Here is a 24766-nt window from a genome sequence, read left to right as displayed (position 1 = left end):
AGCGGCAGCGCGATGATCCCAGCGTCCACCGTCAGCGGGGCCTCGCCCCGGCACCGGCGCGGCCTGTGGCCACGCCGTACGCGGGTCGCGGTCGCCCTGTGCGGATGCGCCCCGCACCGCGGCGGCTCGCCGTGCGGCCGGACCGGTTCCGGGCCGCGGCCCGGCCGGGTCCGCAGGGCTGGGCCGGCGCTCGCCCTGTTCGCGCTGTTCGCGGCCCTGTTCGGGCTGCTGCTGTGGGCGCTGAGCGCGCGCGACGGCGCACCGATCGGACCCGACCGGGTCCTGCACCACTGGGCGGTGGCCCATCGGTCGGCCGATCTCACCGCAGTCGCCCACCTGCTGGACTCGACCGGGGCCGGCCCGCTGCCGTACATCGCGGTGATGCTGGCCGGTTGGACCGGGTGCGCGCACCGGACCGCTTCGCGGCGGGAGGTGTCGGCGGCCCTCGGCGCGGTGGTCATCCTGCTGACCGGGCAGGCGGTCCGCCTCGCGGTCGTGTTCGCGCTGGCCCGGCCCCGACCGCCGGTGACCGACTGGGCGGTGCTCAGCACCGACTGGGCGTTCCCCTCCGGGTACGCCACGACGTCCGTGCTCACCGCGGGACTTCTCGCCTGGGCGGTCCTGCGCAGCGACGCGCCCCGCGGGGCGGTCCGGTTCGACGTGCTGGCCTGCCTGCTGTGGGCGGCCGCCATCAGCGCCACCCGGATCTACCTCGGCGTGCAGTGGCCCACCGACGAGCTGGGCGGCTGGCTGCTGGGCGCCGCGTGGCTCGCGCTGACGCTGCCGATCCTGTCCGGACTCGCCGGACCCGCCGGCCGGACGCTCTGACGCACCCCGCCCGTCGGCCGTGCCGACTCACCTCGCGGGAAACGCCGTTGAGCGCGCGGGCGGCGGCCCGGGAGACTGCCGCCATGGGCTCCCGGCGCTTCGTCTTCCTCGACCCCGACGGCAGCGCCGGCGGATGGCTGTACGCGGTCGTCGAGGCGGCGACGGGAGTGGTCTACCAGCAGCAGTACGGCGGGACCGCCTGCCGGCAGGGGCAGGTCGAGGGTTTCCTGGTGCCGCTCTTCGAGCCGGACGGGCTGGACGCGCTGCGCGAGCTGTTCGAGCGGGACTTCCGCGGTGCGGGCACCCGGCACAGCACCTGGCCGGACGCCAGGCGGGAGCGGCTTCGCGGCATCATCGGGACTCTCCGCTACTGGGTGTCCGACGGGACCAGCGAGGAGCCGTACCCCCTGCGGCTGGACGACAGCCGGTTCGGTGCGGCCGACGAGGCATGGGTACCGGTGATCACACCGGACGGCCCCGCGATGCTGGTGTGGCTGAACTCCGACTGACCGGCCGCCGCCAGGGCTCCCGGCAGCGGGCTCGGGTACGCGGGGAGCGCGGGGAACTCGGGGAATGCGGCGAACGCGGGGACTCGGGGAATCCGACGTGGCGGCCCGGAGCCGCGCGCGGGACCTGCCGCGGCTCCGGGATGCCCGTACACCGTGGGACGGTCAGCCCTTGGCGCCCTTCGGCACCGCGTTCATCACGGCGGTGCTGCTGCGCAGGACGTCCTTGCACAGAGAGACGGTGCCGGTGTTGTCCACGTACTTGGCCGAGACCCAGTTGGAGTTGTCGCGCAGCAGGTACCAGATGTCGTTGCCCGCGATGTTCTGGGCGTGGACCTTGCAGCGCAGGCCGACCTGCTGGTGGTACGCGAGGGAGCCCTTCACGGACGAGTCCGTGCTGGGGAACTGGCGCTGGACGACGCCGTCACCGGCGACGACGGTGCCGTACGGGCGGGCCGGGGTGGCGGCCTGGGCGGCCGTCGCGCCGAGCAGCGTGGTGCCGAGCGCCACAGCGGTGGTCAGCGCGCTCGCGCCGACGATGATGCGGCTGCGGAGAGTGGGAAGAGCAGCGGATGTCGCCAAAGGACTTCTCCTGTTCCAGATGTGCGGGGAGACGCATGGGCACCGCCGAACGTACGCCGCACAATATCCAACAACTAGGATAAATCGCCGTGTTGAGCCGAACGTGCGAGGCACTCACCCGTCTGCGGGTACCGGCGCCGCCCGGAAGGGGGCGGTGGTGCGGGAGGGGCGCCTTCTGGCTGGTGGGCAGGCGCGGCCCCCGACGCCTTCCGTCCGCCCGGGGGAAAGCCCGACCCCGGCGAGGAGCCGATGGAGACGTTGTGCCGGGAACCGGATCACCCCTGACACGTTCCGGGATGTGGGCGGTGCCGAGCCAAAGGCAGCCGGGCGATCTAGGCTGGCGGGTGCAGCTGGTTCGCCCTGCCCGCCAGGCAGGCGCGTCGTAAGAGGGAACCCGGTGGGAATCCGGGACTGCCCCGCAGCGGTAAGTGGGAACGATCGCCGCCATCAGCACTGGGTCCGCGGCGCGGACCTGGGAAGCGACGGCCAGTAGGTGCCTGCCCCGGCAGGCGTGCCCACGAGTCCGAAGACCTGCCCGTTGCCCGTACGCGACCGATCGCGTGCGGATGTCCCGGTGACCTCGTGGGCGGGTCGGCGCACATGTCAGGCGGTGGAGCGTCCTCGAACCGGGCGTGTTCGGTCCGTCCTGTTCGCCGCCTTCGCGTCCGCGTCCCGTCTCCGGGATGCCAGGGAGACATCTCGCGAAGGAGATTTCCGTGTCAGCAAAGCCCGCAGCCGCGGCAGCACGGGCCACCGTGTACGGCTACCCCCGCCAGGGACAGCACCGGGAACTGAAGAAGGCCGTCGAGGGCTACTGGAAGGGCCGTGTCACCGCGGACGCCCTCCGGGAGACGGCGGCCGGACTGCGCCGCGCCAACTGGCGGCAACTCGCCGAGGCCGGCGTCCACGAGGTGCCCACCGGCGACTTCTCGTACTACGACCACGTCCTGGACACCAGCGTCATGGTCGGCGCCGTCCCCGAGCGGCACCGTGCCGCCGTCGGTGCCGACCCGCTCAACAGCTACTTCGCGATGGCCCGCGGCACCCAGGACGTGGCGCCGCTGGAGATGACGAAGTGGTTCGACACCAACTACCACTACCTGGTCCCCGAGTTGGGCCCGGACACGGTCTTCGCCGCCGACTCCGCACAGCAGGTCGGCGAGCTGCGGGAGGCCCTCGCGCTCGGGCACACCCCGCGGCCGGTGCTGGTCGGCCCCGTCACCTACCTGCTGCTCGCCAAGCCCGCCCCCGGGGTGCCGGCCGACTTCGAGCCGCTGACCCTGCTGGACCGGCTGCTGCCGGTGTACGCCGAGGTGCTCGCCGACCTGCGGGCCGCCGGCGCCCGGTGGGTGCAGCTCGACGAGCCCGCCCTGGTCCAGGACCGTACGCCCGCGGAGCTGGACGCCGCCGCCCGCGCCTACCGCGCGCTGGGCACCCTCACCGACCGGCCGAAGCTGCTCGTCGCCTCCTACTTCGACCGGCTCGGCGAGGCGCTGCCGATCCTGGTGAAGGCCCCGATCGACGGCCTGGCCGTCGACTTCACCGGCGCGGCCGCCGCCAACCTCGACGACCTCGCCGCCGTCGGCGGGCTGCCCGGCAAGCGGCTGGTGGCCGGCGTCGTCAACGGCCGCAACATCTGGATCAACGACTACGAGACGTCGCTGTCCACCCTGGCCACCCTGCTCGGCCTCGCCGGCCAGGTCGACGTGGCCGCCTCCTGCTCCCTGCTGCACGTGCCGCTGGACACCGCGCCCGAACAGGACATCGACCCGCAGGTGCTGCGCTGGCTCGCCTTCGCCCGGCAGAAGACCGCCGAGATCGTCACGCTCGCCAAGGGCCTGGCGCAGGGCACCGACGCCATCGCCGCGCAGATCGCCGCCAACCGGGCCGACCTGGCCTCCCGCGCGGCCTCGCCGATCACCCGCGACCCGGCGGTACGCGCCAGGGTCGCGGCCGTCACCGACGCCGACGGCCGCCGCGCCCAGGCGTACCCGCAGCGCGCCGCCGCCCAGCGCGCCCACCTCGGGCTGCCGCTGCTGCCGACGACCACCATCGGGTCGTTCCCGCAGACCGGCGAACTGCGCGCCGCCCGCGCCGACCTGCGGGCCGGCCGGATCGACCGGGCCGGCTACGAGGAGCGGATCAGGACCGAGATCGGCGAGGTGATCGCCTTCCAGGAGCAGACCGGCCTCGACGTCCTGGTGCACGGCGAGCCCGAACGCAACGACATGGTGCAGTACTTCGCCGAGCAGCTCACCGGCTACCTCGCCACCCAGCACGGCTGGGTGCAGTCCTACGGCACCCGCTACGTCCGCCCGCCGATCCTGGCCGGCGACATCTCCCGGCCCGAACCGATGACCGTGCGCTGGACGAGCTACGCCCAGTCGCTCACCTCGCGCCCGGTCAAGGGCATGCTCACCGGGCCGGTCACCATGCTCGCCTGGTCCTTCGTCCGCGACGACCAGCCGCTCGGCGACACCGCCCGCCAGGTCGCCCTCGCGCTGCGCGACGAGGTCACCGACCTGGAGGCGGCCGGCACTTCGGTGATCCAGGTCGACGAGCCCGCGCTGCGCGAGACCCTGCCGCTGCGGGCCGCCGACCGTCCCGCGTACCTGGCCTGGGCCACCGAGTCCTTCCGGCTGACCACCGGCGCGGCGGGCGCGGCCACCCAGATCCACACCCACATGTGCTACGCCGAGTTCGGCGACATCGTGCAGGCCATCGACGACCTCGACGCGGACGTGATCAGCCTGGAGGCCGCCCGCTCCCACATGCAGGTGGCCGACGAACTGGCCGGCCACGGCTACCCGCGGGAGGCCGGCCCCGGCGTCTACGACATCCACTCCCCCCGGGTGCCCGGCGCGGACGAGGCGGCCACGCTGCTGCGCAAGGGCCTGGAGGCGATCCCCGCGGAACGCCTGTGGGTCAACCCGGACTGCGGGCTGAAGACCCGCGGCTGGCCCGAGACCAAGGCGTCGCTGGAGAACCTGGTCGCCGCCGCCCGCACGGTCCGCGCGGAACTGCCCACCGCCTGAGCCCCGGTGGGCCGGGAGGGAGCCGCGCGGTTCCCTCCCGGCCCGCCCGGCGCGGGGGCCGCCGGCGCGGCCACCGGAAGGGCGCGGGCTCTACGGGTGCCGGCTTTACGGGCTCCGGCCTTACGGGTACCGGCCTTACGGGTACCGGCCCCTACGGGTGCCGGCCCTACGGGCGCAGGTCGAGGTTCTGGTAGATCTCCGTGGTCGCCTTGGAGAAGTTCATCGTCATGAAGTGCAGGCCCGGGACGTCCTCGGCGATCAGCCGGCGGCACATCTCGGTCGCGTGCTCGATGCCGATCGCCCTGACGGCCCGCGGGTCGTCCTCGGCCGCGAGCATCCGCTCGGCGAGCCCGGGCGGGAAGGCGGCGGTGCTCAGGCTCGGGATGCGGCGCAGCGAGCGGATCGTGGTGACCGGCATGATCTCCGGGATGATCGGCGTCGCGCACCCGGCGGCCGCCACCCGGTCGCGCAGGCGCAGGTAGGCGTCCACGTCGAAGAACATCTGGGTGATCGCGTAGTCGGCGCCGGCCCGGCACTTGGCCACGAAGTGGCGGATGTCGCTGTCCCAGTCGGGCGAGCGCGGGTGCCGCTCGGGGAAGGCCGCGACGCCGACGCAGAAGTTGCCGGACTCCTTGACCAGTTCCACCAGTTCGGCCGCGTACGCCACGCCCTGCGGGTGCTTCACCCACGGGCCGAGCGGGGCGCCGGGCGGATCGCCGCGCAGCGCCAGCACGTTGCGGACGCCCTGGTCGGCGTACTGGCCCAGGACGTGGCGCAGTTCGGCGACGCTGTGGTCGACGGCGGTGAGGTGGGCGACCGGGGTGAGCGTGGTCTCCTGCGCGATCCGCCCGGTGATGTTGACGGTACGGCCGCGCGTGGAGCCGCCCGCGCCGTAGGTCACCGACACGAAGGTCGGCGCCAGCGCCTCCAGCCGGCGGATCGCCGTCCACAGGCCGGCCTCCGCGGCGGCGCTGCGCGGGGGCATGAACTCGAACGAGTAGGAACGGCCGCCCGCCGCGAGGAGATCGCGGATGGACGGTGCGTGTTCCGCCTGCGTGCTGGGCACCCCGTAAGCCATACGTGCAGGTTAACGGCCTGGCGGCGGCCTCCGGCGGACCGTCCACGTGGTGATATCGGGGTCGCGGCGGGACCCGGGTGGCGGTGCTGGGCGGCGGTGCTGGGCACGGTCGCGGGCCGGCGGTCGCTCGGCCGCGGCCGGTGGGTCAGGCGCGGCCCGGTGGGTCAGGCGCGGCTGTCCTCGGTGCGGCCGGTGCGGCGCAGCAGGTAGGTGTCCATGATCCAGCCGTGCCGGGCGCGGGCCTCCGCACGGACCTGCCGGATGCGGTCGGCGACGTCGGCGAGCCGCCCGGAGACCAGGAGCTCGTCTGGCGTGCCGATGTAGGCGCCCCAGTAGATCCACACGTCGTCGCCCTCGATCCGGGTGAACGACTCGTGGGCGTCGAGCATCACGACGACGTCGCCGTCGCCCTGGCGGTCACCGCCGCCGCTGCCGGTTCCCTCGCCGGCTCCGTCGCCGACCGCGTCGCCTTCGCCGGTCGGGAAGAGCTCGGCCAGCCGGCGCGCGGGCGTGATGTGGACGGGCCGGCCGACCTGGTTGAGGCTGGTGCGGTGCCGGGCCGCCAGCGCGGAGACGCTGCTGATCCCGGGCACCACCTCGACGTCGAAGCCGACCGTGCCGCGCGCCGCGATCTCGTCCAGCATGCTCAGCGTGCCGTCGTACAGCGCCGGGTCGCCCCAGACCAGGAACGCGCCGGCCTGGCCGGGCGCCAACTCGTCCCGGATCAGGCGCTCGCAGGCGTCGGCGCGCCGGGTCCGCCAGTCGTGGACCGCGGCGGTGTACGCCTCGCGGCCCGCCGCCGACCGGTCGCGCGGCGGGTCGTCCAGCTCGACGACGCGGTGCGGCCCGTCCGTGTGCTCGTCGATCACGCTGCGCCGGAAGTCCGTCAACGACGACTTCGCCGGGCCCTTGCCGATGAGGAAGAAGACGTCGGTACGGCGGATGGCCCGCACCGCCCCGAGCGTCAGGTGGTCGGGGTCGCCGGCTCCGATGCCGATGACGAGGAGGTGGCGCTGCTCCGTGCTCATCTGCGGGCTTTCCAGGTGGGTGGTCGAAAGGCCGCTGGTCCGCGGCTGTCACGCACCCGGCAGGGGCGCGCTGCACGAAGCGTACGCTGCCCCGCGCGCGGGCCGGCCGGTGGTATCCCGCCCGCGGGGCCGACCCTGCGCGAGCCGTCGGACGCGGCCGTGGTCGACGGCGACGTGGTGGTGGTGGAGTCCGCCGGGCACCGGCTGACCCGGATGCGGCTGCCCGAGGAGGCGGCCCGCGTGCAGGGCGCCGCCCACCGCACGCAGCGGGCGGCGACCGACGTGGCGCCGGGCCCGCTGCGGCTGGACGTCGTGTTCAGCGCGCCGCCCGGCCAGAAGCTGGACGACCGCTACGGTCCGGCCACCCGGCTGCTGGTCGAGGCGACCCCGCCGGAGCTGCTGAAGGCGGGCACCGGCAAGGGCACCGACCTCTTCCGGGAGCTGGAACTGGACCCGGCCGTGACCGAGGGTGTCCTGCACGTCTCGGCGATGGCGGCGTCGTGCGACGACGACACGGCCAATCCGTATCCCGCCTGCCATGTGCACCAGCAGGACTGGGGTGTCCCGGTGCGGCTGGTGCCGGGCGGCGACGCCCGGCTGGCCCTCGTCCTGGCGGGCATGGACGAGGGCCCCGCCGAACAGGCTCAGTAGCGGCGGTCCGACGGGTAGTAGCGCTCCTCCACGACGGGCGGCACGTCGCCGTCCGCCGTGGGCGGGATGCGCCGACGCTTGAAGATGCTGACGTACGCGGCGAGTCCGATGATGCCCACGGCCATCATGATCAGGCCGACCAGGTCGACGTTGACGCCCTTCATGTGCCAGTCGGTCGCGAACGTGATGATCGCGCCTACGGCGATGAGGACTATGCAGCCTCCGATGCCCACGATGCCCGCCTCCCTGTCGAGTTGACGGCGTGTGGTGACGGCTGTCGCCTACCCGGACCCCCGACCCGCAATCAGCGCGGTTCCTCGGCGGTGCGGTTCCTCAGTGGCGGCTGCGGCTGTGGCTGTGCGAGTGGTGGCTGTGGCTGCTCCCCGACGTGCTGTGACAGGCGGTCAGCCCGACCCCGCACACCGCGACGACCACGGCGGCGACCACGACGCTCCGACTACGGCTGCTGGCAAGGCTGTTGGTACGGCTGGTGCTGTCGCTGCTTCTGTGCGTGCGGCTCGGCATGGCGCGGTATCCCCCGGGGTGTCCTCGGCTGCGGTGTTCGAACGGACATCCTGCCGGGAGAGTTTCACAGCGCGGTGACAGGAACATCCCATTCGCTCGACAGGATGCGCGGATCGGCGATCATGGCGGTATGGATCTCCGCCACCCCGCCAAGCCGCGCCCCGGCGACCGCGTCGCGGTCGTCTCCCCCTCAGCCGGCCTCCCGGCGGTGCTGCCGCTGCCGTACGAGCTCGGACTCACCCGGCTGCGTGCGGAGTTCGGGCTCGAGGTGGTGGAGTACCCCGCCACCCGGCGGATGGGGGCCACGCCGGAGGAGCGGGCCGCGGACCTGCACGCGGCATTCGCCGACCCCGACATCAAGGCGGTGATCAGCAGCATCGGGGGGGACGACCAGATCACGGTACTGCCGCTGCTGGACGCGGAGTTGCTGCGGGCGAACCCCAAGCCGTTCTTCGGCTACAGCGACTGCACCAACCTGCTGGTCTTCCTGTGGAACCTGGGGATCGTCGGCTACCACGGCGGCAGCGTGATGGTGGAGTTCGGCCGGCCCGGGGCCCTGCACCCGCTCACCGAGCGGTCGTTGCGCGCGGCGCTGCTCGGGTCGGGGCCCTACGACCTGGTGCCCGCGGCCGAGTTCACGGACCTGGCGCGCCGTTGGGAGGACCCGCGGACCTTCGACGCCGCGCCCGAGCTGGAGCCGGCCGGCGGCTGGAGCTGGCACCGCCCCGACCGCGTGGTGCAGGGGCCGAGTTGGGGCGGGAACCTGGAGATCCTGTCCTGGCTGCTGATGGCCGACCGCGGCATCAAGGCGCCGGAGGAGTACGAAGGGTGCGTGCTCTTCCTGGAGACCTCGGAGGAACTGCCTTCCGACGAGGAGGTCTTCCGCATCTTGCGGAACATGGGCGAGCGCGGGCTGCTCCGGCGGTTCCCCGCGCTGCTGATGGGCCGCGCGAAGAGCTGGTCGTTCGAACGGCCGCTTCCGCCCGAGCGGCGCGTCGACCACCGTGCCAGGCAACGCGCCGCCGTCCTGCGTGCGTTCGAGCGGTACGCCCCGGACACGATGATCGTCTTCGACGTCGACCTCGGCCACACCGACCCGCAGCAGGTCATCCCCTACGGCGGCCAGGTCCGCGTCGACGGCCCCGCCCGCCGCATCACGGTGACGTACTAGGAGGTACCGGCCACCGGCAGGACGGGGCCGCCGGGCGGGTCAGCTCGCCAGGAACGCGGTGAGGGCGTTCGCCAGGTGGTGCGGGTCGTCCGCGCCGGCGAGCTCGCGGGCGGAGTGCATGGAAAGCAGCGGCACCCCGATGTCCACGGTGGTGATGCCGTGGCGCGCCGCGGTGATCGGCCCGATCGTCGTCCCGCAGGGAATCGTGTTGTTGGAGACGAAGTGCTGCAACGGCACCCCGGCCCGCTCGCACGCGGCAGCGAACACCGCCCGGCCCACCCCGTCGGTGGCGTACCGCTGGTTGACGTTCGTCTTGAGGATCGGCCCCCCGTTCGCCCGCGGGTGATGGCTCGGGTCGTGCCGCTCCGCGTAGTTGGGGTGCACGGCGTGCCCGACGTCGGAGGACGCGCAGACCGTCGAGGCGAGCGCGCGCAGCACGTCCTCCTGGTCACCGCCCCGCGCCAGCACGGACCGCTCGAAGACCCGCCCGAGCAGGGGCCCGCCGGCCCCGGTGTCGGACTGGCTGCCGGTCTCCTCGTGGTCGAACGCGGCCAGCACGGGCACGAACGCGAGATCGGGCCGCGCGGCGGCCGCGATGAGCGCGGCCACGCCCGCGTGCACGGAGAGCAGGTTGTCCAGCCGGGGGGACGCGAACAGTTCGCGGTCGCGCCCGAGATACGCCGGCGGCTGGACGTCGTGCGTCATGAGGTCCCACCCGGTGACGTCGGCCTCGGCGACGCCCGCCTCCTCGGCGAGGAAGGCGATCAGGTCGCCCTCGGTCGCGTCGCCCAGGCCCCACAGGGGCTGGAGGTGGCGCTGCCGGTCCAGGGTGAGCGCGTCGTTCGCCGAGCGGTCGAGGTGGACGGCGAGCTGGGCCACCCGCAGCAGCGGCCGGTCGACGTTCACCAGGCGGGTGGAGCCGTCGCGCAGCGACAGCCGCCCGGCGATGCCGAGGTCGCGGTCGAGCCAGCTGTTGAGCAGCGGGCCGCCGTAGATCTCGACGGCGACCTGGCGCCAGCCGTGCGAGCCGAGGTCGGGCTGTGGCTTGACCCGCAGGTTGGGGGAGTCGGTGTGCGCGCCGACCACGCGGAACGGGGTGTGCGGTGCGGCGCCCTCGGGCACGTACCAGGCGACGACGGCGCCGCCGCGCACCACGTACCGCCCGCCGGCCCCGCCGCCGGTGCCGTCCTCCCACCGCTCGGCCTCCTCGACCCGGCGGAATCCGGCCGCGTCCAGCCGCTCGGCCACGGAGGCCGCGGCGTGGTACGGAGAGGGCGCGGATCGTACGAACGCGGCCAGGTCGTCGGTGTGCCCGCGGTCGAACGCAGGGTGCTGAGAGGTCATGGCAGCAGCTTAGTTTCGGCTCGGTTCCAGCCCCACCCGGCCGTTCGCCCGGTGGCCAGGCGGCGGCACCCGACGGCGGTCCGGCCGCACACGACGGTGTGCCGCCGCCCCGGAAGGGCGGCGGCACACCTGCCGTGCCTCGGTCAGAACGCCTCTTCGGGCAGGTCCATGACGTCGAGCGTGACGGCCTCGGCCAGTGCCCGCGCCGTGCCGACCTCCGGCAGGACGGTGGCCGCGAAGAACTTCGCCGCCGCGACCTTGCCCGCGTAGAACGCCTGGTCCTTGCCGGTCGCCGCCGGCAGCTTCTCCGCGGCCACCGCGGCGCCGCGCAGCAGCAGGTAGCCGGTGACGACGTCGCCGGAGGCGAGCAGCAGCCGGGTGGAGTTCAGCCCCACCTTGTAGATGGAGCGCACGTCCTGCTCGGTGGCCGCGAGGTCGGTGAGCATGGTGCCGACGATCGACTCCAGGTCGGCCGCGGACTTCGCGAGCTGGTCGCGGGCCGGGGCCAGGTCCTGCCCGCCCGGCGCCTCGGCGAGGAACTTCTTGATCTCCTCGCTGAGCGCGGTCAGCGCCTGCCCCTGGTCGCGGACGATCTTCCGGAAGAAGAAGTCCTGGCCCTGGATCGCGGTGGTGCCCTCGTAGAGGGTGTCGATCTTGGCGTCCCGGATGTACTGCTCGATCGGGTACTCCTGGAGGTACCCGGAGCCGCCGAAGGTCTGAAGTGACTGGGCGAGCTGCTCGTAGGACCGCTCGGAGCCGTAGCCCTTGACGATCGGCAGCAGCAGGTCGTTGAGCCCGTGGAGCTGCTTGGTGTCCTCGCCGCGGGCCTCGGCGGCCTCGATGCTGTCCTGGACGGTCGCCGTGTAGAGGACGAGGGAGCGCATGCCCTCCGCGTACGCCTTCTGCGTCATCAGCGAGCGGCGTACGTCGGGGTGGTGGGTGATGGTGACCTTGGGCGCGGCCTTGTCGGTGAACTGGGCCAGGTCCGGGCCCTGGACCCGCTCCTTGGCGTACTCCAGCGCGTTGAGGTAACCGGTGGAGAGGGTGGCGATCGCCTTGGTGCCGACCATCATGCGGGCGAACTCGATGATCCGGAACATCTGGCGGATGCCGTCGTGCCGGTCGCCGATCAGCCAGCCCTTGGCGGGGTGCCGGTCGCCGAAGGTCAGCTCGCAGGTGTTGGACGCCTTCAGGCCCATCTTGTGCTCGACGTTGGTGGCGTACACGCCGTTGCGCTCGCCCAACTCGCCGGTGGTGAAGTCGAACTCGAACTTCGGGACCATGAACAGCGACAGGCCCTTGGTGCCGGGTCCCGCGCCCTCGGGGCGGGCCAGCACGTAGTGGATGATGTTGTCGGTCAGGTCGTGCTCGCCCGAGGTGATGAAGCGCTTGACGCCCTCGATGTGCCAGCTGCCGTCCTCCTGCCGGACCGCCTTGGTGCGGCCGGCGCCGACGTCGGAGCCCGCGTCGGGCTCGGTGAGGACCATCGTGGTGCCCCACTGCTTCTCGACCGAGACGGCCGCGATCTTCTTCTGCTCCTCGGTGCCCTCCTCGAAGAGGATGCGGGCGAAGGCGGGACCGGAGCCGTACATCCACACGGCCGGGTTGGCGCCCAGCACCATCTCCGCGAAGGCCCAGATCAAGGAGCGGGGCGCGGTGGTGCCGCCGATCTCCTCGGGCAGGCCGAGCCGCCAGTACTCGGCGTCCATGAAGGCCGCGTAGCTCTTCTTGAACGACTCGGGCAGCGGCGCGGTGCTGGTCTCGGGGTCGAACACCGGCGGGTTGCGGTCGGCGTCGGCGAACGAGTCGGCGAGCTGGCGCTCCGCGAGGCGGGCGATCTCGCTCAGGACGTCCTTCGCGGTGTCCACGTCCATCTCGGCGAACGGACCGGTGCCGTAGACCTGGTCGCGGCCCAGGACCTCGAAGAGGTTGAACTCGATGTCGCGGAGGTTCGACTTGTAGTGGCCCATGACGGAGGCTCCGTATCGCAGTCAAGAAGAAGGCTTCACCCGAAATGATGCTACCGGTCGGTAATAAGGCGCAACCCCTTCCGGCCGGATGTGACGCCTTCCTCGTTGCCCGCCCGCCCGGGTCGATACCCTTGGGCCCGTGTACGGCTACGAGCAGAGCGGGAACGGCGGGCCCGGCGGTCCGATGGGCGCAGGCCCGATGGGTCCGCCGATGGGTGCGCCCATGGGCTCCCCGATGGGCGGCGGTCCGATGGGCGGCCCCGGCTACCAGGACCCCTCTCCCGCGTACCCGGAGCCGTCGCCGCCGTCGCTGGCCGACGCGGTCCGGGCGTTCACCACGGGCGCGATGATGGCCGAGGACTTCCAGGCGATCTTCGCCACGTCCAAGGTGTACTGCCCGCGCGGCGAGAACCCCGGGTTCCTGGCGCTGCACGACACCCAGCAGCCGGTCATCCCGATGTTCACCTCGCTCAAGGAGCTGCGGCGGTACGCGGGCAAGGAGTCGAAGTACTTCGTGATCACCGGGGCCGAGGTGCTGGACCTGCTCCCGACCGGCTACGGCTTCGTGCTCGACATCGACGGGCAGCACCGGATGGTGTTCGACGCGAAGGCGGTCGAGCAGATGGTCGACTTCACGATGCGCCGGATGTACGGCTAGCTCGTCAACGGGTCCGCTGGCTCGTCAACGGGTCCGCCCGGGTCGCCCGCAAGCACGCGGTGGGCCGCACGTACCAAGAGGCGCGGGGAACCGCGCGACAAGCCACCCACCGGCGGGTGGTCCCTGGAGCCGCGCGACAAGCCACCCACCGGCGGGTGGTCCCTGGAACCGACAGAACGCACCACCCCGGCGGGTCTGCTCGCCGTGAGGGAATGCTCACGCCTTGCGAGATGTTCAGAGTTCAACTACTTTGGAAGCTGAGCATTCGCTAGGAGGCCGTCATGCCCGCAGTGACCGTAGAGAACCCGTTGAGCCTGCCCCGGGTGAGTCCGGCGCAGGGGAGCACGCCGAGGCCCGCGCTCGCGGTGAGCACCGCGCCGAGCGGACTGGAGGGCGAGGGCTTCCCGGTCCGCCGCGCCTTCGCCGGAGTCGACTACCGCCACCTGGACCCGTTCATCCTGATGGACCAGATGGGTGAGGTGGACTACGCGGCGGGTGAGCCGAAGGGCACCCCGTGGCACCCGCACCGTGGCTTCGAGACGGTGACGTACATCATGGACGGCACCTTCGTGCACCAGGACAGCCACGGCGGTGGCGGCACCATCACCAACGGCGACACCCAGTGGATGACCGCCGGGTCCGGGCTGCTGCACATCGAGACGCCGCCCGAGTCCCTCGTGCTGAGCGGCGGCCTCTTCCACGGGCTCCAGCTGTGGGTGAACCTCCCGAAGGCGGACAAGATGATGCCGCCGAAGTACCAGGACATCCGCGCGGGCGGCCTGAAGCTGCTCACCTCCGAGGACGGCGGCGCCCTCATCCGGCTGATCGCCGGGGACCTCGGCGGGCACCAGGGCCCGGGCGCCACCCACACCCCGATCACGATGATCCACGTCTCGGTGAACCCGGGCGCGACCGTCACGCTGCCGTGGCGGGCGGACTTCAACGCGCTCGCGTACGGACTCGCCGGCAGCGGTTTCGCCGGACCCGAGGCCCGCCCCTTCCACCTCGGCCAGGCGGTCGTCTTCGGCAAGGGCGACGCGCTCACGCTGCGCGCCCACGACAAGCAGGACTCCCGCAGCGCGAACTTCGAGGTCGTCCTGCTCGGCGGGCTCCCCATCCGCGAGCCGATGATGCAGTACGGCCCGTTCGTCATGAACTCCCACGCCGAACTCGCCCAGGCCTTCGACGACTTCCAGGCCGGCCGGCTCGGCACGATCCCGGCGGACTCCCCCCTGGGCCGCTGACGCCGGCGCACCGACCGCACGGACCGCACCGACCGCACCGACCGCACCGACCGCATCCGCGGGGGGCGGGTGCAACGGAATTGCCACAGAGAGTGGCGGGTGGTTGAGGGCCGGGAGCGGGGCTCCCTACCGTGGCCGGTGTGACGGCGAATGTGGGGGACGTGGTTGCGGGCCGCTACAGGTTGGTCGAGCTGGTGGGCCAGGGCGGCATGGGGCGGGTGTGGCGCGGCCACGACGAGGCGCTCGAACGCGCGGTGGCGGTCAAGGAGATCCTGGTCCCGCAGGGCACCTCCGCCGTGGAGCAGCGGGTGCGGGTCGAGCGGGTGCGGCGGGAGGCGAAGATCGCCGCGAACCTGCGCCACCCCGGGATCGTCGGCGTCTACGACATCGTGGAGCGCGAGGGCGCGCCGATGATCGTGATGGAGTACGTCGCGGGCCGCTCGCTGCGCGCCGTCCTCGACGAACGCGGGCCGCTGCCGGTGGCGGAGACCGCGGAGATCGGGGCGGCCGTACTGGACGCGCTCGCGCACGCGCACGCCGCGGGCGTGGTGCACCGCGACGTCAAGCCGGACAACATCCTGCTGGCCGAGAGGCGCATCGCCCTCATGGACTTCGGCATCGCCCGCCTCACGGAGGGCAGCACGACGCTGACGGAGTCGGGCGCGATGGTCGGCACGCCGAGGTACATGTCCCCCGAGCAACTGGAGAGCAAGGAGGTCACGGGGGCGTCGGACCTGTGGTCGCTGGGGGCGACGTTGTACACCGCGGTGGAGGGCCGGCCGCCCTTCACCGGGGAGACGCTCACGAACCTGTACGTGGCGATCCTGCTCCAACCGCTGCAACCGCCGCAGCGGGCAGGCGAGTTGGCGCCACTGCTGACGGCCCTGCTGACGAAGGCGCCGGCCGGGCGGCCGGACGCGGCTTGGGTGGCGGGGTTCCTCGACCAGGTGCTCGCCCGGCAGCGGCGCAACGCGGCAGGGGACGGCTCCACCCGGTATCTGACCGACCAACAGCCCCCGGGCGCACCGCTGTTACCCCCGTCGGTCCGCCCGGCGCACAGCCGTCGCGCCCTCCTCGCCGCCGGGCTCGGCGTCGTGGTCGCGGCAGGCGTCGGCATTCCGCTCGCCGTGGAGCACGGCGGCTCGCACAAGAGCGGCAAGGGCGCCGGAGCCGGCAACGGCACCCCGTCCGGCTCCGGCGGCGCCCACTCGGCGGCCGGCGGCAAGGTGACCCTCACGCCCCGTGCCACCCTGGCCGGCGACAGCGCGCGGGGCATCTACGGCATCGCGTTCAGCCCCGACGGCAGCACGCTGTCGGCCGCCCAGGGCGCGGGCGGAGTCAGCGTCTGGGACGTCCGCACCCATCAGCACCGGGTCACCCTCCCGACGAGCAGGCGCGCCACCGCGCCCGGCACCGAGTCGGTCTACGCCGTGGCGTACCGCCCGGACGGCAAGACCCTCGTCAGCGGAAACGGCGACGGAACCGTCGAGGTGTGGGACATGCGCACCTACGGAGCGGTCTCCTCGCTCGACGCGCACACGAACGACGGCGCGTGGATCAGGTTCCTCAGCGTCCTCGCGCTCAGCCCGGACGGCAAGCTCCTGGCGACCAGCTACAACGACACGGTGGTCTCGCTCTGGGACCTCACCTCGAACGCGCGCGTCGCCCAGCTCAAGGGCGGTGGCGAGTGGTGGGCCCAGGCGATGGCGTTCAGCCCCGACGGCAAGCTGCTCGCGGTCGGCTGCGGCGACACTCTGAGCGATGCCACCAGTGACCGCGGTCACCTCGACCTGTGGGACGTCTTCCTCAGAAGCGAGATCTCGACGCTGTCCACCACCAACTGCAACCTGAACTCGGTGGCGTTCAGCCCCGACAGCCGCACCCTCGCCGCCGCCACCGGCGAGGGCAACGTCCAACTGTGGGGCGCCGCCACCCGGGAAGCCGGATACCGGCTCACCAACCCCCGTTCCACGGCCAGTTCACTGGCCTACAGCCGGGACGGCACCATGCTGGCCAGTGGCAACTCCGACGGCACGGTCTCCCTCTGGTCCACCGCCACCCGCAAGATCCTCGCCACCGCCGACACCGGCGCCGTCCTCAACACCACCCCCCACGGCACCCCCGCCACCTGCGTCGCCCTCAGCCCCGACGGCAAAACCCTCGCCACCGGCGGAGCCCGCCTGATGCTGTGGACCCTCGCCACCTGACCCCGTAGCCCCCCAACCCGCCTCCGGCGGGGCCCGGCGGCGTCCGGCCGCGCTCACCCCGCGTACGGCGGCGGAGGTTGCCAGGTACCGCTGCGCATCGCGCCGAGCAGATCCCGGCTGACCGTGGTGAAGTGGTGGTCGGCGCCGAGGCTCTGCTCCCGGCGGGCAGTGACGTCGGCCATGATCGCGACGGCTGTCTCGCGGTCGCCGAGCGCGGCCACCGTCTGCGCGCGCAGTTGGCGTGCCGAGAGCACCGCCGGGTGGTCCGGGCCGAAGCGCTGTTCGTACTGCTCGATGGCGCGGCGGATCTCCGCGTCGGCCCCGGGGAAGCGGCCGAGGACGAACAGCGCCCGGGCGTGGTTGTGGCGCGCGTTGAGCGTGACCGTGTGGTCCGGGCCGAGGCGGCGGACGCACTCCTCGGACAGCTCCAGCAGGGTGCCGCCGTCTTCCGCGGCGAGCTCGGGCGCGGTCAGCAGGGTCAGCATGCTCGCCCGCGAGCGCAGTGTCGCCGGGTGCCCGGGCCCGAGCACCAGGGACCGGGCCGCGATGGTCGACCGGAGCAGGATGACTGCCTCCTCCCGCTTGCCGTGGTTGCCGAGGACGAGTTGCAGCGCGTGGCATGAGTCGAGGGTGTCGGGGTCCGAGGCCCCGAAGAGCCGCTGCTGGGCGGCGCGGGTTTGGCGGAGCAGGGCTTCGGCCTCGTCGTAGCGGCCCAGCCGGAAGAGGGATCGGCCGGTCCTGGATCGGGCGGCGAGCACGCCTCGGTGCTCGGGGCCCAGGGCGCGTTCGGCCAGGGTGGCGGCGGCACTCGCGGTCTCCCAGGCGGAGAGGTAGTCGCCGGTGCGGTGCAGGGCGACGGCCAGCCGGGTGGCGACGGCGAGCACGTCCGCGGTGGTGGCCGCGCTCTCCGGCTCCGCGCTCTCCCGCTCCGCGTTTCCCGGCTCCGCGCCCCGCGGCTCCCCGGTGCCGGAACCCCGCGTGCCCGATCGGCGCAGCAGCGCGAGGGCGTGCGGTGCGAGCAGCCGCAGCCGCGGGTCGTAAGGACCCGCGTCCGGCTGCGCGGGCACGCTCGCGTCCAGCAGCCGGACGGCGGTCGCGTCGAGCACCGGTACCTCCTCGGCCGGTGTGGCGGCGGCGACGCTGTCGAGGAGGACGCCGTGGCAGTGCACGCAGCGCACCCCGAGGTCGACGAGCTGACCGAGCGAGTGGTCGAGCAGCGCGGTCAGCGCTGCCTCGGCACGGGCCGGCGGCAGGACAGCGCCGATGTCCGGCCGGTTGAGCACCGACACCGGCAGCGGCTCGGCGGCGAGCCGGGCGAGCAGCCTCAACAGGCCCACCGCTTCGGGTAATCCGTTCGCCTCGAAGGAGTCGAGGGTGAGCTGCCAGGTGCGGCCGACAAGGTGGCGCGGGTCGTCGCCGGTCAAGCCATCAGCTCCTTGGTCGATGAGGTCCACACGCTCGCCCTGTTCAAGATGGCGGCCGTAGGTGTCCAGCGTCCAGGGATCGATGACCTGCTGCGCGAGGAATCCACCCGCGAGAGTGAGCGCCAGCGGAAGGCGCCCCAGCCGCTCCGCGATCAGCGCCGCCTGCTCCAGGGTGCCGCTGTGCGGAGCGAGGTCGCACAGCACCCGTGCGGCGTCGTCCCGCGGCAGCACGCCGATGTGCTGCAACAGCGCTCCCGGCCACCAACGGGCCGCCGCCCGACGGGTGGTGACGACGACGATGCCGCCGGGGCTGTCGCGCAACCAACTGCCGTCGCGCAGGATCGCCGGGTCGTCGGCGTTGTCGAGCACCAGCAGCCAGGGGTCGGGAGACCGGTCGAGACGGTCCCAGACCAGGTCGGCGGCGGGGCGGTAGCCGTGGCGTGCCGCCTGGAGTTCGCCATCGCCCGCCCCGCGGTCCGCGGCGACGGCGAGCATGCCCGCACGCAGGCTCGCCCGGTCGGAGGCGTTGACCCACAGGCCGATCCGGCCGAACTCCCGGGTCGCGATCTGGAAGAGGTCGTAAGCGACCGCGGTCTTGCCGCAACCGCCCATGCCGTGCAGGACGTAGACCGCGCCGCCGCGAGCCGACTCGACGGCTTCCCGCAGCCGGGCGAGCACGTCGGCGCGGTCGCGGAGTACGACGGGGGTGCGGCCGATCGCCGGGCGGCGTACGGAATCAGGCCAACCTCCGCCGCCGGCGCTCCCGGTGGCACGGGGGCCGTGGTGGTGGTGCTCGGTGATGTACTGGTCGCCCGATGACTGGTAGACCCGGCCGCTGTCCTCGGCACGTCCGTCCATGCCCCGGTCCGGCAGGTCGGCCGGGGTGCCGGCCGGGCCGTCGGACGCGCGGGGGGCAGGGTGGGGTGCCTCCTTTCTGTGCGGGTCGCCGGTCATCGCTCGGTGATGTGCTGGTCGTGTCCTGCCTGGTAGACGCGGCCGGAGCCGGAGGCGGTGGCGTGTTGGGCGATCGCGGAGGCAGTGGTGGGCAGGGGGCCGAGTTCTGCGAGGAGGCCGCGGAGGTCGGAGGCGGCTTCGGGGTGGGCGGCGATGAGCCGGCGGAAGCGGGCCTGCCACTGGGCGCGCAGCTCGGCGAGGGTGTGCTCGCTGTCGCGGGAGGGGTGGAGGTCGGCCGCCGCGGCCTCCCGCTGGTCAGCGGTTAACTCGGAGGCGACCGCGTCCGTTTGGTCGGGTTGGAGCGCCTGCCAGAACCGGATGACGGCGCCGCGGACCGCCTGCCAGGTGTCGGCGGCCATCAGAGTGACCAGTGTGGTGCCGGCTTCTTGCGTGAGTGCTGTGATTTCCGGGTCCACTGCTCTCCTGATCGTGTCGTTCGCAGTCGTGCGATTGCCGTGCTTTCTCTCAATAGGATCGCATAAATCGCAGGTGGGGTAAGGCGATTCGGCGGTGCGTACGAGATGGCCTGTTTCTTTCGGAATCGACCCAAAACAATATTGCCCCTTTGGGGCCGGTGCTACCGTGGGCGGGATACCGGAATGTGCAGGTCGAACTCGGTCCGAGGGGGCAACTGTGACAAGGCCGTGGGACGCAGATCCGGATACCGGTTTTCGGCGGCGGTTGGGCAAGTCCCCCCAGGAGTTGGGCGTCACCTCCGACAGCCCCGACTGCCCCGACCTGTGGGAACTGGAGAACGGCGACATCGCCGTGATCGGCCGCGACCTGTCCGCGTCACTCGGTCAACGGCTCCCGGCCGGCGTCTCGTTGGGCGCGGACGAGCGGCTGGTGGTGATCCCGCGGAGCATGCTCGTCGCGGCGAAGCCGGACATCCCCGGTGTTTGACTCGTTCGCCGCCGCCAGGCCCGAGCGGCTCGACCGGCCCGCGTACCACGCGGAGTTCTACCGGATCTTTTCGAGCGGAATCCGGCGCATGAACAAACTGGAGCGCGGCCAGCACTTCAAAGAGCGGGGCTTCGCCAGTTGGGAGGCGTTCGCCGCCGGTGAATGGGACACGGCGATCCGGCTCATCGAGGACCGCCGCGACAGCTACGCCGAACAGGTGCGCGAGGCACGCCGCCTCGGGGTCCTCCAGCGCCGGCTGCGGGTGGTGGAATTCCCGCTGACGCCCTACCTGCAATGGGAGTTGTACGTCCTGCGGGTGCGCACCCAGGTGGGCGACCCGATCCGGATTATCGACGCCCGCACCATCGCCGCCATCGAGCAGCGCCACCCCGTACCCGAAGTGGTCGTCCTCGGGGACGTCGCCATGTTCGAGGTGAAGTACGACGCCGACGGCAACGCGGACGGCGCCAACCGCTTCACCGACCCCGCCCTCATCGCCGAGACCTCCGCGGGCTTCGACACCCTCTACGCCCGCGCCGAGGAGTACGACGCCTTCTTCGCCCGCGAGGTCGCCCCGTTGCCCGCCCCGGCCACGACCCCGTAGGGACCCGGCCCGGCCTTGGGTTCGCGACCCTAGAGTCGGGTCGCGGTGCGGACCAGGGCCGCGAGGGGGCGGGAGTGGGTGTGCGGCGGCCAGGCGATGACCGTGATGACCTTGGGGGCGTCGACGAGGGGCACGGCGGTGAGGTCGTCGAGGAGATGGGTGCGGGAGGACTCGGGGAGGATGGCCGCGGCCCGGCTCAGGGAGATGAGCTGGAGCAGTTGGGTGTGGTCGCGGACCTGGGGTCCGGGCCCCTCGGGGAAGGTGCCCTCGACGTCGGGCCAGCGGGGCAGCGGCAGGTCGGGCAGCGCGGCGACGTCGGCCATCCGCAACTCCGTACGGGTGGCGAGGGGATGTCCGGCCGGGAGGACCACCATCTGCTCCTCGGAACGGAGTTCCTCCGTGTCGAACCCGGCCGTCGAGTCGAACGGCAGGTGCAGCAGCGCCACGTCGGCCCGCCCGTCGCGCAGCAGCCGCTCCTGCTCGCCCGGCCCGCACAGCACGACGTCCACGGGCACCGCGTCGGGCTCGGCCGCGTAGGCGTCGAGCAGTTTCGCCAGCAGTTCGTTGGACGCCCCGGCCTTCGTGACGAGCACGACACCCGCACGGCCGCGCACCGCAGCCGCACGCCGGGCCCGCCGCTCCGCGGCGTCGACCGCGTCGAGCGCCGCCCGCGCCTCCCGGAGCAGCACCGCCCCCACCTCGGTCAGCGCGACACCGCGGCTCGTACGCTCCAGCAGCGGCGCCCCGAGCCGCCGCTCCAGCCGCTGGATCGCCCGCGACAACGGCGGCTGCGCGATCCCGAGCCGCCCTGCCGCCCGCCCGAAGTGCAGCTCCTCCGCGACGGCGACGAAGTACCGCAGCTCCCGCGTCTCCATACCGCCAAGGTACCCGACACGCCGCCGGCGCGGACCGAAACGCCAGCGATGAGCTGCGGCCATACCCGTGCGGTATCGCCGCCCACCTACTTGGTCTTGGCGCCCGGACCCGGGTGCGGAGCACGCTGGAAGACATGAGCGAAGAGACGAACGGACCCGTGAACGGCCAGGACGGCGGCCAGGCCGGCAGCCAGGCCGGCAGGCAGGCCGGCGGCCAGGACGGCAGCCAGGCCGGCGGCCGGACGATCGCGCTGGTCACCGGCGCGAACAAGGGCATCGGATACGAGATCGCGGCCGGCCTCGGCGCCCTCGGCTGGAGCGTCGGCGTCGGCGCCAGGAACGACGAACGCCGGGAAGCCGCCGTACAGAAACTCCGGAAGGACGGCGTGGACGCGTTCGGCGTCCCGCTCGACGTGACCGACGACGCGAGCGTGGCCGCCGCCGCCCGCCTGATCGAGGAGCGCGCCGGTCGCCTCGACGTCCTCGTCAACAACGCCGGCGTGACCGGCGCCGCGCCGCAGACGCCCACCACCGTCGCCCTCGACACCGTACGGACGGCCGTGGAGACCAACGTCATCGGCGTCCTCCGCGTCACCAACGCGCTGCTGCCGCTGCTGCGCCGCTCGGCGTCGCCGCGGATCGTGAACATGTCCAGCAGCGTCGGCTCCCTCACCCTCCAGAGCACGCCCGGCGCCGAGGTGGGCCCGATCTCCGCGGCGTACGCGGCGTCGAAGACGTTCCTCAACGCCGTCACCGTCCAGTACGCCAAGGAGCTGGCGGACACGAACATCCTGATCAACGCGGGCTGCCCCGGCTACTGCGCGACCGACCTCAACGGCTTCCGCGGGGTGCGCACCCCCGAGCAGGGCGCCGGGATCGCGATCCGGCTCGCGTCCCTCCCCGATGACGGCCCGACCGGCACCTTCTCCGACGACGCCGGCGTGGTGCCGTGGTAGACGGTCCCTGATGCACGGCCCCGCGACGGCCCCGCTACAGCCCCGCGAAACGCACGGGCGCTGACGGTACGGCCCGTGCCAGGATGCCCGCATGTCAGGACGCGCGCTGAGTTTCGGAGCGAGGGCGGAGGCGTACGAGCGCTTCCGCCCGGGGTACCCCGACGAACTGGTCGACGTGGTGGCGGAGTTCGCGGGCCGCCCGGTGCGCACGGCGCTGGAGATCGGTGCGGGGACCGGCAAGGCCACCCGCCTGTTCGTCCGCCACGGCATCGCGGTCACCGCGACGGAGCCCGACGGCGCGATGCTCGCGGAGCTGCGCAAGCACGTGCCGGCACACGTCCGCATGGTGCGGGCCGCGTTCGAGGAGCTGCGACCGGGCGGCGCGGCCGGCGCGGGCGGCACGGGCGGCACCGGCGGCGGCGAAAGCCCGGGCGAGGGCGCAGGCGAGGGCGGGGCCGGGGCCGGGATCAGGGCCGGGGCCGGGGTCGGGGTCGGGACGTACGGCCTGGTCTACGCCGCCGCGGCCCTGCACTGGACCGACCCGGACGGCCGCTGGCCCCGCGTGGCCGCGCTCCTCGAACCGGGCGGCGTGTTCGCCTCCTTCGGCGGGCCGGTCGAACTGGCCGACCCCGCCCTGGCGGAGGCGATCCGCGCCGCCCGCGCACCGTTCCTGGACAGCGACGACATCCCCTCGCCCGACGGCACACCCCCGGACCACGCCATGCAGTGGCCGGGCACGGAACTCCGACGGTCCGCGTGGTTCACCGACGTCCAACAGGTGCTGATTCGGCGGCGGTTGTCGATGAGCGCCGACGACTACCTCGGCCACCTCTCGACCATCTCGGCCTATCTGATGCTGCCCGCCCCGGAACGGGCCCAGGCGTTCCGCGCGATCGGCCAGGTCCTCCCCGCCACGGTCGGGATCGCCGCGGACATCACCGCCCACCTCGCCCGCCGCCGCCCCGACCCCGCGGCGCCGAAACCGAGTTGAGGTCCGGCGCCCTCCTCGGGTTTCCTGTGCTGATGGCCGACCTCCGCCTGCGCATCCACCAGCCCGCCGACGAGGCCGCGTTCCGCGACTGGCAGCACGTCCACAACGCGATCATCCCGACGCACGTCCTGTCCCTGGCCGACGTACGGGACCGGTCCCGGCGCCACCACCTCGAAGTCGCCTACTTCGACGACGTGTTGGTGGGATGCAGTACGGTGCGTCCGCCGGCGGACGACACCCGGACCGCCACCGTGATCGCCCGCGTGCTGCCTCCGTACCGCCGCCGCGGGTTCGGCGCGCGGCTCTACGCGCGAGGGCTCGACCGCGCACGCGAGCTTGGAGCCGAGGTGGTCGAGACCGTCGTGCTGTCCTCCAACGAGGACGGACTGCGCTTCGCCTCGCGGCACGGCTTCGCCGAGATCGAGAGGTACCTGCTGCCCGGCGACACGATTCCCTGGATCGACCTCCGCCTCAGCTGACGCCGGCCTGCCCGCGGCCGGTGGAGACCGGGGCGTCGGTGCAGAGCTGGGCGGCGAGGGTGGTGGCGGCCCACTCCTCCCACGCCTCGGGGGACCAGCCCCGATCGCGGACGAAGATCAGGTACAGCTCCGGGCTGAGCAGCCCGTAGAGCAGGTCGGCGGCGCGGTCGGCATCGACGTCGGGGCGGGCGTCGGGCTTGGCGGTCAGTGCCTTCGCCGCGGCGTGCTGGACGGTGTAGCGCGGGTCGGGACCGGCGGCCGGCCACTGCGCGGCGATCTCCGGGTCGGTGGCCGCCGCGGCCGCGATCACCGGCATGATCGGGGCGACACGGCCGAGGATGTCGGCTACTCCCCTTACGTGGGAGCGCAGTTGACCGGCCGCCGTGGGCTCGGCGCACGCCGCGCGGAACCACGCGCGGTCCATCGTGGCGACCGGTTCGGCGTCCCCCGCGATGGTCGTGTCGACGACGTCCTTGAACAGCCCGCGCTTGGTGCGGAAGACGAAGTACACGGTCTGGACGGCCACACCCGCGCGATCCGCCACCTCCTGGAGGCTCGTCACGCCGTACCCCTGCGCGACGAACAGGTCCCGCGCCGCCGCGACGATCTTCTCGCGGGTGCGCCGCGAGCGCTCGGCCCGCTTGTCGGGGCGCTTGACGCTTCCGCCGGTTCCCTTGACTTCATCCATGACCGGAGTCTATCTCTAGAGTCAGTCACTAGAGATGAACTCTAGTTTCCTGGAGGGGTGTGGCG

Annotated in this window: 23 protein-coding genes, 1 pseudogene and 1 riboswitch; of the genes and pseudogenes, 13 read left to right on the top strand and 11 right to left on the bottom strand. The window is 72.9% G+C overall.

Annotation, left to right across the window (positions count from 1 at the left end):
* Nucleotides 1-12: 12 nt before the first annotated feature.
* Both AB0399_RS26410 and AB0399_RS26405 read left to right on the top strand, forming a co-directional pair.
* Nucleotides 13-828, top strand: a complete 816-nt coding sequence (locus AB0399_RS26410; protein ID WP_366413037.1) for a phosphatase PAP2 family protein — start codon at nt 13-15, stop codon at nt 826-828.
* Nucleotides 829-911: 83 nt separating this feature from the next.
* Nucleotides 912-1337: a DUF6210 family protein gene (locus AB0399_RS26405; protein ID WP_329371192.1), complete on the top strand. Its 426-nt coding sequence runs from the start codon at nt 912-914 to the stop codon at nt 1335-1337.
* A 162-nt stretch (nt 1338-1499) separates the two neighbouring features.
* Here the strand turns inward: AB0399_RS26405 and AB0399_RS26400 are convergent, their stop codons facing one another.
* Complete coding sequence (locus tag AB0399_RS26400) at nt 1500-1916, bottom strand: SH3 domain-containing protein (protein WP_329371190.1); 417 nt, start codon at nt 1914-1916, stop codon at nt 1500-1502.
* Nucleotides 1917-2268: 352 nt separating this feature from the next.
* Nucleotides 2269-2470, top strand: a riboswitch (cobalamin riboswitch).
* A gap of 162 nt (nt 2471-2632) precedes the next feature.
* On the opposite strand from AB0399_RS26400, the gene metE reads away from it, so the two are divergent.
* Nucleotides 2633-4951 carry a 5-methyltetrahydropteroyltriglutamate--homocysteine S-methyltransferase gene (gene metE / locus AB0399_RS26395; protein WP_366413036.1) on the top strand — a complete coding sequence of 773 codons (2319 nt, stop codon included), beginning with the start codon at nt 2633-2635 and terminating at the stop codon, nt 4949-4951.
* Between the two features lie 166 nt (nt 4952-5117).
* Here the strand turns inward: metE and metF are convergent, their stop codons facing one another.
* Together metF and cobF are read right to left on the bottom strand one after the other, a co-directional pair.
* Nucleotides 5118-6029 carry a methylenetetrahydrofolate reductase [NAD(P)H] gene (gene metF / locus AB0399_RS26390; RefSeq protein WP_329371186.1) on the bottom strand — a complete coding sequence of 304 codons (912 nt, stop codon included), beginning with the start codon at nt 6027-6029 and terminating at the stop codon, nt 5118-5120.
* Nucleotides 6030-6193: 164 nt separating this feature from the next.
* The gene (gene cobF / locus AB0399_RS26385) at nt 6194-7057 is read right to left on the bottom strand and encodes a precorrin-6A synthase (deacetylating) (RefSeq protein ID WP_366413035.1); all 864 of its coding nucleotides are present in this window, start codon (nt 7055-7057) and stop codon (nt 6194-6196) included.
* A gap of 135 nt (nt 7058-7192) precedes the next feature.
* On the opposite strand from cobF, the pseudogene AB0399_RS26380 reads away from it, so the two are divergent.
* A pseudogene (locus tag AB0399_RS26380) lies at nt 7193-7708 on the top strand (alkyl hydroperoxide reductase); the annotation flags it as partial.
* Here AB0399_RS26380 and AB0399_RS26375 read toward each other — a convergent pair.
* Entirely contained in the window at nt 7702-7941 is a 240-nt protein-coding gene (locus AB0399_RS26375; protein ID WP_329366869.1) for a DUF6458 family protein, read from the bottom strand. The pseudogene AB0399_RS26380 and the gene AB0399_RS26375 overlap by 7 nt on opposite strands.
* Nucleotides 7942-8041: 100 nt before the next feature.
* Nucleotides 8042-8233, bottom strand: coding sequence for a hypothetical protein (locus AB0399_RS26370; RefSeq protein WP_366413034.1), 192 nt, complete (start codon nt 8231-8233; stop codon nt 8042-8044).
* A gap of 130 nt (nt 8234-8363) precedes the next feature.
* Between AB0399_RS26370 and AB0399_RS26365 the strand changes: the two genes are divergently transcribed.
* Nucleotides 8364-9404, top strand: coding sequence for a S66 peptidase family protein (locus AB0399_RS26365; RefSeq protein ID WP_366413033.1), 1041 nt, complete (start codon nt 8364-8366; stop codon nt 9402-9404).
* Nucleotides 9405-9443: 39 nt separating this feature from the next.
* On the opposite strand, the gene AB0399_RS26360 is transcribed toward AB0399_RS26365, so the two are convergent.
* Together AB0399_RS26360 and AB0399_RS26355 are read right to left on the bottom strand one after the other, a co-directional pair.
* Nucleotides 9444-10748 (bottom strand): M18 family aminopeptidase, encoded by a 1305-nt coding sequence (locus AB0399_RS26360; RefSeq protein ID WP_366413032.1) that lies wholly within the window; start codon nt 10746-10748, stop codon nt 9444-9446.
* A gap of 143 nt (nt 10749-10891) precedes the next feature.
* The gene (locus tag AB0399_RS26355; RefSeq protein WP_366413031.1) at nt 10892-12718 is read right to left on the bottom strand and encodes an acyl-CoA dehydrogenase; all 1827 of its coding nucleotides are present in this window, start codon (nt 12716-12718) and stop codon (nt 10892-10894) included.
* Nucleotides 12719-12953: 235 nt separating this feature from the next.
* Here AB0399_RS26355 and AB0399_RS26350 point away from each other — a divergent pair, with 235 nt between their 5' ends.
* The 3 genes from AB0399_RS26350 to AB0399_RS26340 all read left to right on the top strand — a co-directional run bounded on the left by AB0399_RS26350 (nt 12954) and on the right by AB0399_RS26340 (nt 16827).
* The gene (locus AB0399_RS26350; RefSeq protein WP_329374113.1) at nt 12954-13376 is read left to right on the top strand and encodes an SseB family protein; all 423 of its coding nucleotides are present in this window, start codon (nt 12954-12956) and stop codon (nt 13374-13376) included.
* A gap of 281 nt (nt 13377-13657) precedes the next feature.
* Complete coding sequence (locus AB0399_RS26345) at nt 13658-14620, top strand: pirin family protein (protein ID WP_329366861.1); 963 nt, start codon at nt 13658-13660, stop codon at nt 14618-14620.
* A 140-nt stretch (nt 14621-14760) separates the two neighbouring features.
* A complete protein-coding gene (locus AB0399_RS26340) occupies nt 14761-16827 on the top strand; it encodes a serine/threonine-protein kinase (protein WP_366413030.1) in 2067 nt (688 codons plus the stop codon).
* A 53-nt stretch (nt 16828-16880) separates the two neighbouring features.
* Here AB0399_RS26340 and AB0399_RS26335 read toward each other — a convergent pair whose 3' ends face one another.
* Together AB0399_RS26335 and AB0399_RS26330 are read right to left on the bottom strand one after the other, a co-directional pair.
* Nucleotides 16881-19109, bottom strand: coding sequence for a tetratricopeptide repeat protein (locus tag AB0399_RS26335; protein ID WP_366413041.1), 2229 nt, complete (start codon nt 19107-19109; stop codon nt 16881-16883).
* 92 nt (nt 19110-19201) lie between these two features.
* On the bottom strand, nt 19202-19564 hold the full coding sequence (locus AB0399_RS26330) for a hypothetical protein (RefSeq protein WP_366413029.1): 363 nt from the start codon (nt 19562-19564) through the stop codon (nt 19202-19204).
* A gap of 274 nt (nt 19565-19838) precedes the next feature.
* Between AB0399_RS26330 and AB0399_RS26325 the strand changes: the two genes are divergently transcribed.
* Together AB0399_RS26325 and AB0399_RS26320 are read left to right on the top strand one after the other, a co-directional pair.
* Entirely contained in the window at nt 19839-20108 is a 270-nt protein-coding gene (locus AB0399_RS26325; protein ID WP_329366855.1) for a hypothetical protein, read from the top strand.
* Nucleotides 20101-20712 (top strand): DUF6879 family protein, encoded by a 612-nt coding sequence (locus tag AB0399_RS26320; RefSeq protein WP_366413028.1) that lies wholly within the window; start codon nt 20101-20103, stop codon nt 20710-20712. Before AB0399_RS26325 ends, AB0399_RS26320 begins: the two co-directional genes overlap by 8 nt.
* Nucleotides 20713-20741: 29 nt before the next feature.
* Here the strand turns inward: AB0399_RS26320 and AB0399_RS26315 are convergent, their stop codons facing one another.
* Nucleotides 20742-21587: a LysR family transcriptional regulator gene (locus tag AB0399_RS26315; RefSeq protein ID WP_329366851.1), complete on the bottom strand. Its 846-nt coding sequence runs from the start codon at nt 21585-21587 to the stop codon at nt 20742-20744.
* A 134-nt stretch (nt 21588-21721) separates the two neighbouring features.
* Between AB0399_RS26315 and AB0399_RS26310 the strand changes: the two genes are divergently transcribed.
* The 3 genes from AB0399_RS26310 (at nt 21722) to AB0399_RS26300 (ending at nt 24013) form a co-directional block, all read left to right on the top strand.
* Entirely contained in the window at nt 21722-22543 is an 822-nt protein-coding gene (locus AB0399_RS26310; protein WP_366413027.1) for an SDR family oxidoreductase, read from the top strand.
* A gap of 91 nt (nt 22544-22634) precedes the next feature.
* Nucleotides 22635-23534 carry a class I SAM-dependent methyltransferase gene (locus tag AB0399_RS26305; protein ID WP_366413026.1) on the top strand — a complete coding sequence of 300 codons (900 nt, stop codon included), beginning with the start codon at nt 22635-22637 and terminating at the stop codon, nt 23532-23534.
* Nucleotides 23535-23566: 32 nt separating this feature from the next.
* Complete coding sequence (locus AB0399_RS26300) at nt 23567-24013, top strand: GNAT family N-acetyltransferase (protein ID WP_366413025.1); 447 nt, start codon at nt 23567-23569, stop codon at nt 24011-24013.
* Here the strand turns inward: AB0399_RS26300 and AB0399_RS26295 are convergent.
* The gene (locus tag AB0399_RS26295; protein ID WP_366413024.1) at nt 24006-24701 is read right to left on the bottom strand and encodes a TetR/AcrR family transcriptional regulator; all 696 of its coding nucleotides are present in this window, start codon (nt 24699-24701) and stop codon (nt 24006-24008) included. The genes AB0399_RS26300 and AB0399_RS26295 overlap by 8 nt on opposite strands.
* Nucleotides 24702-24766: the final 65 nt, after the last annotated feature.

The sequence above is a fragment of the Streptomyces sp. NPDC088194 genome (assembly GCF_040702025.1).
Taxonomy (GTDB): Bacteria; Actinomycetota; Actinomycetes; order Streptomycetales; family Streptomycetaceae; genus Actinacidiphila.
Note: the sequence above shows the minus strand (reverse complement) of the source record. Positions and strands in the feature narration are given on the sequence as shown.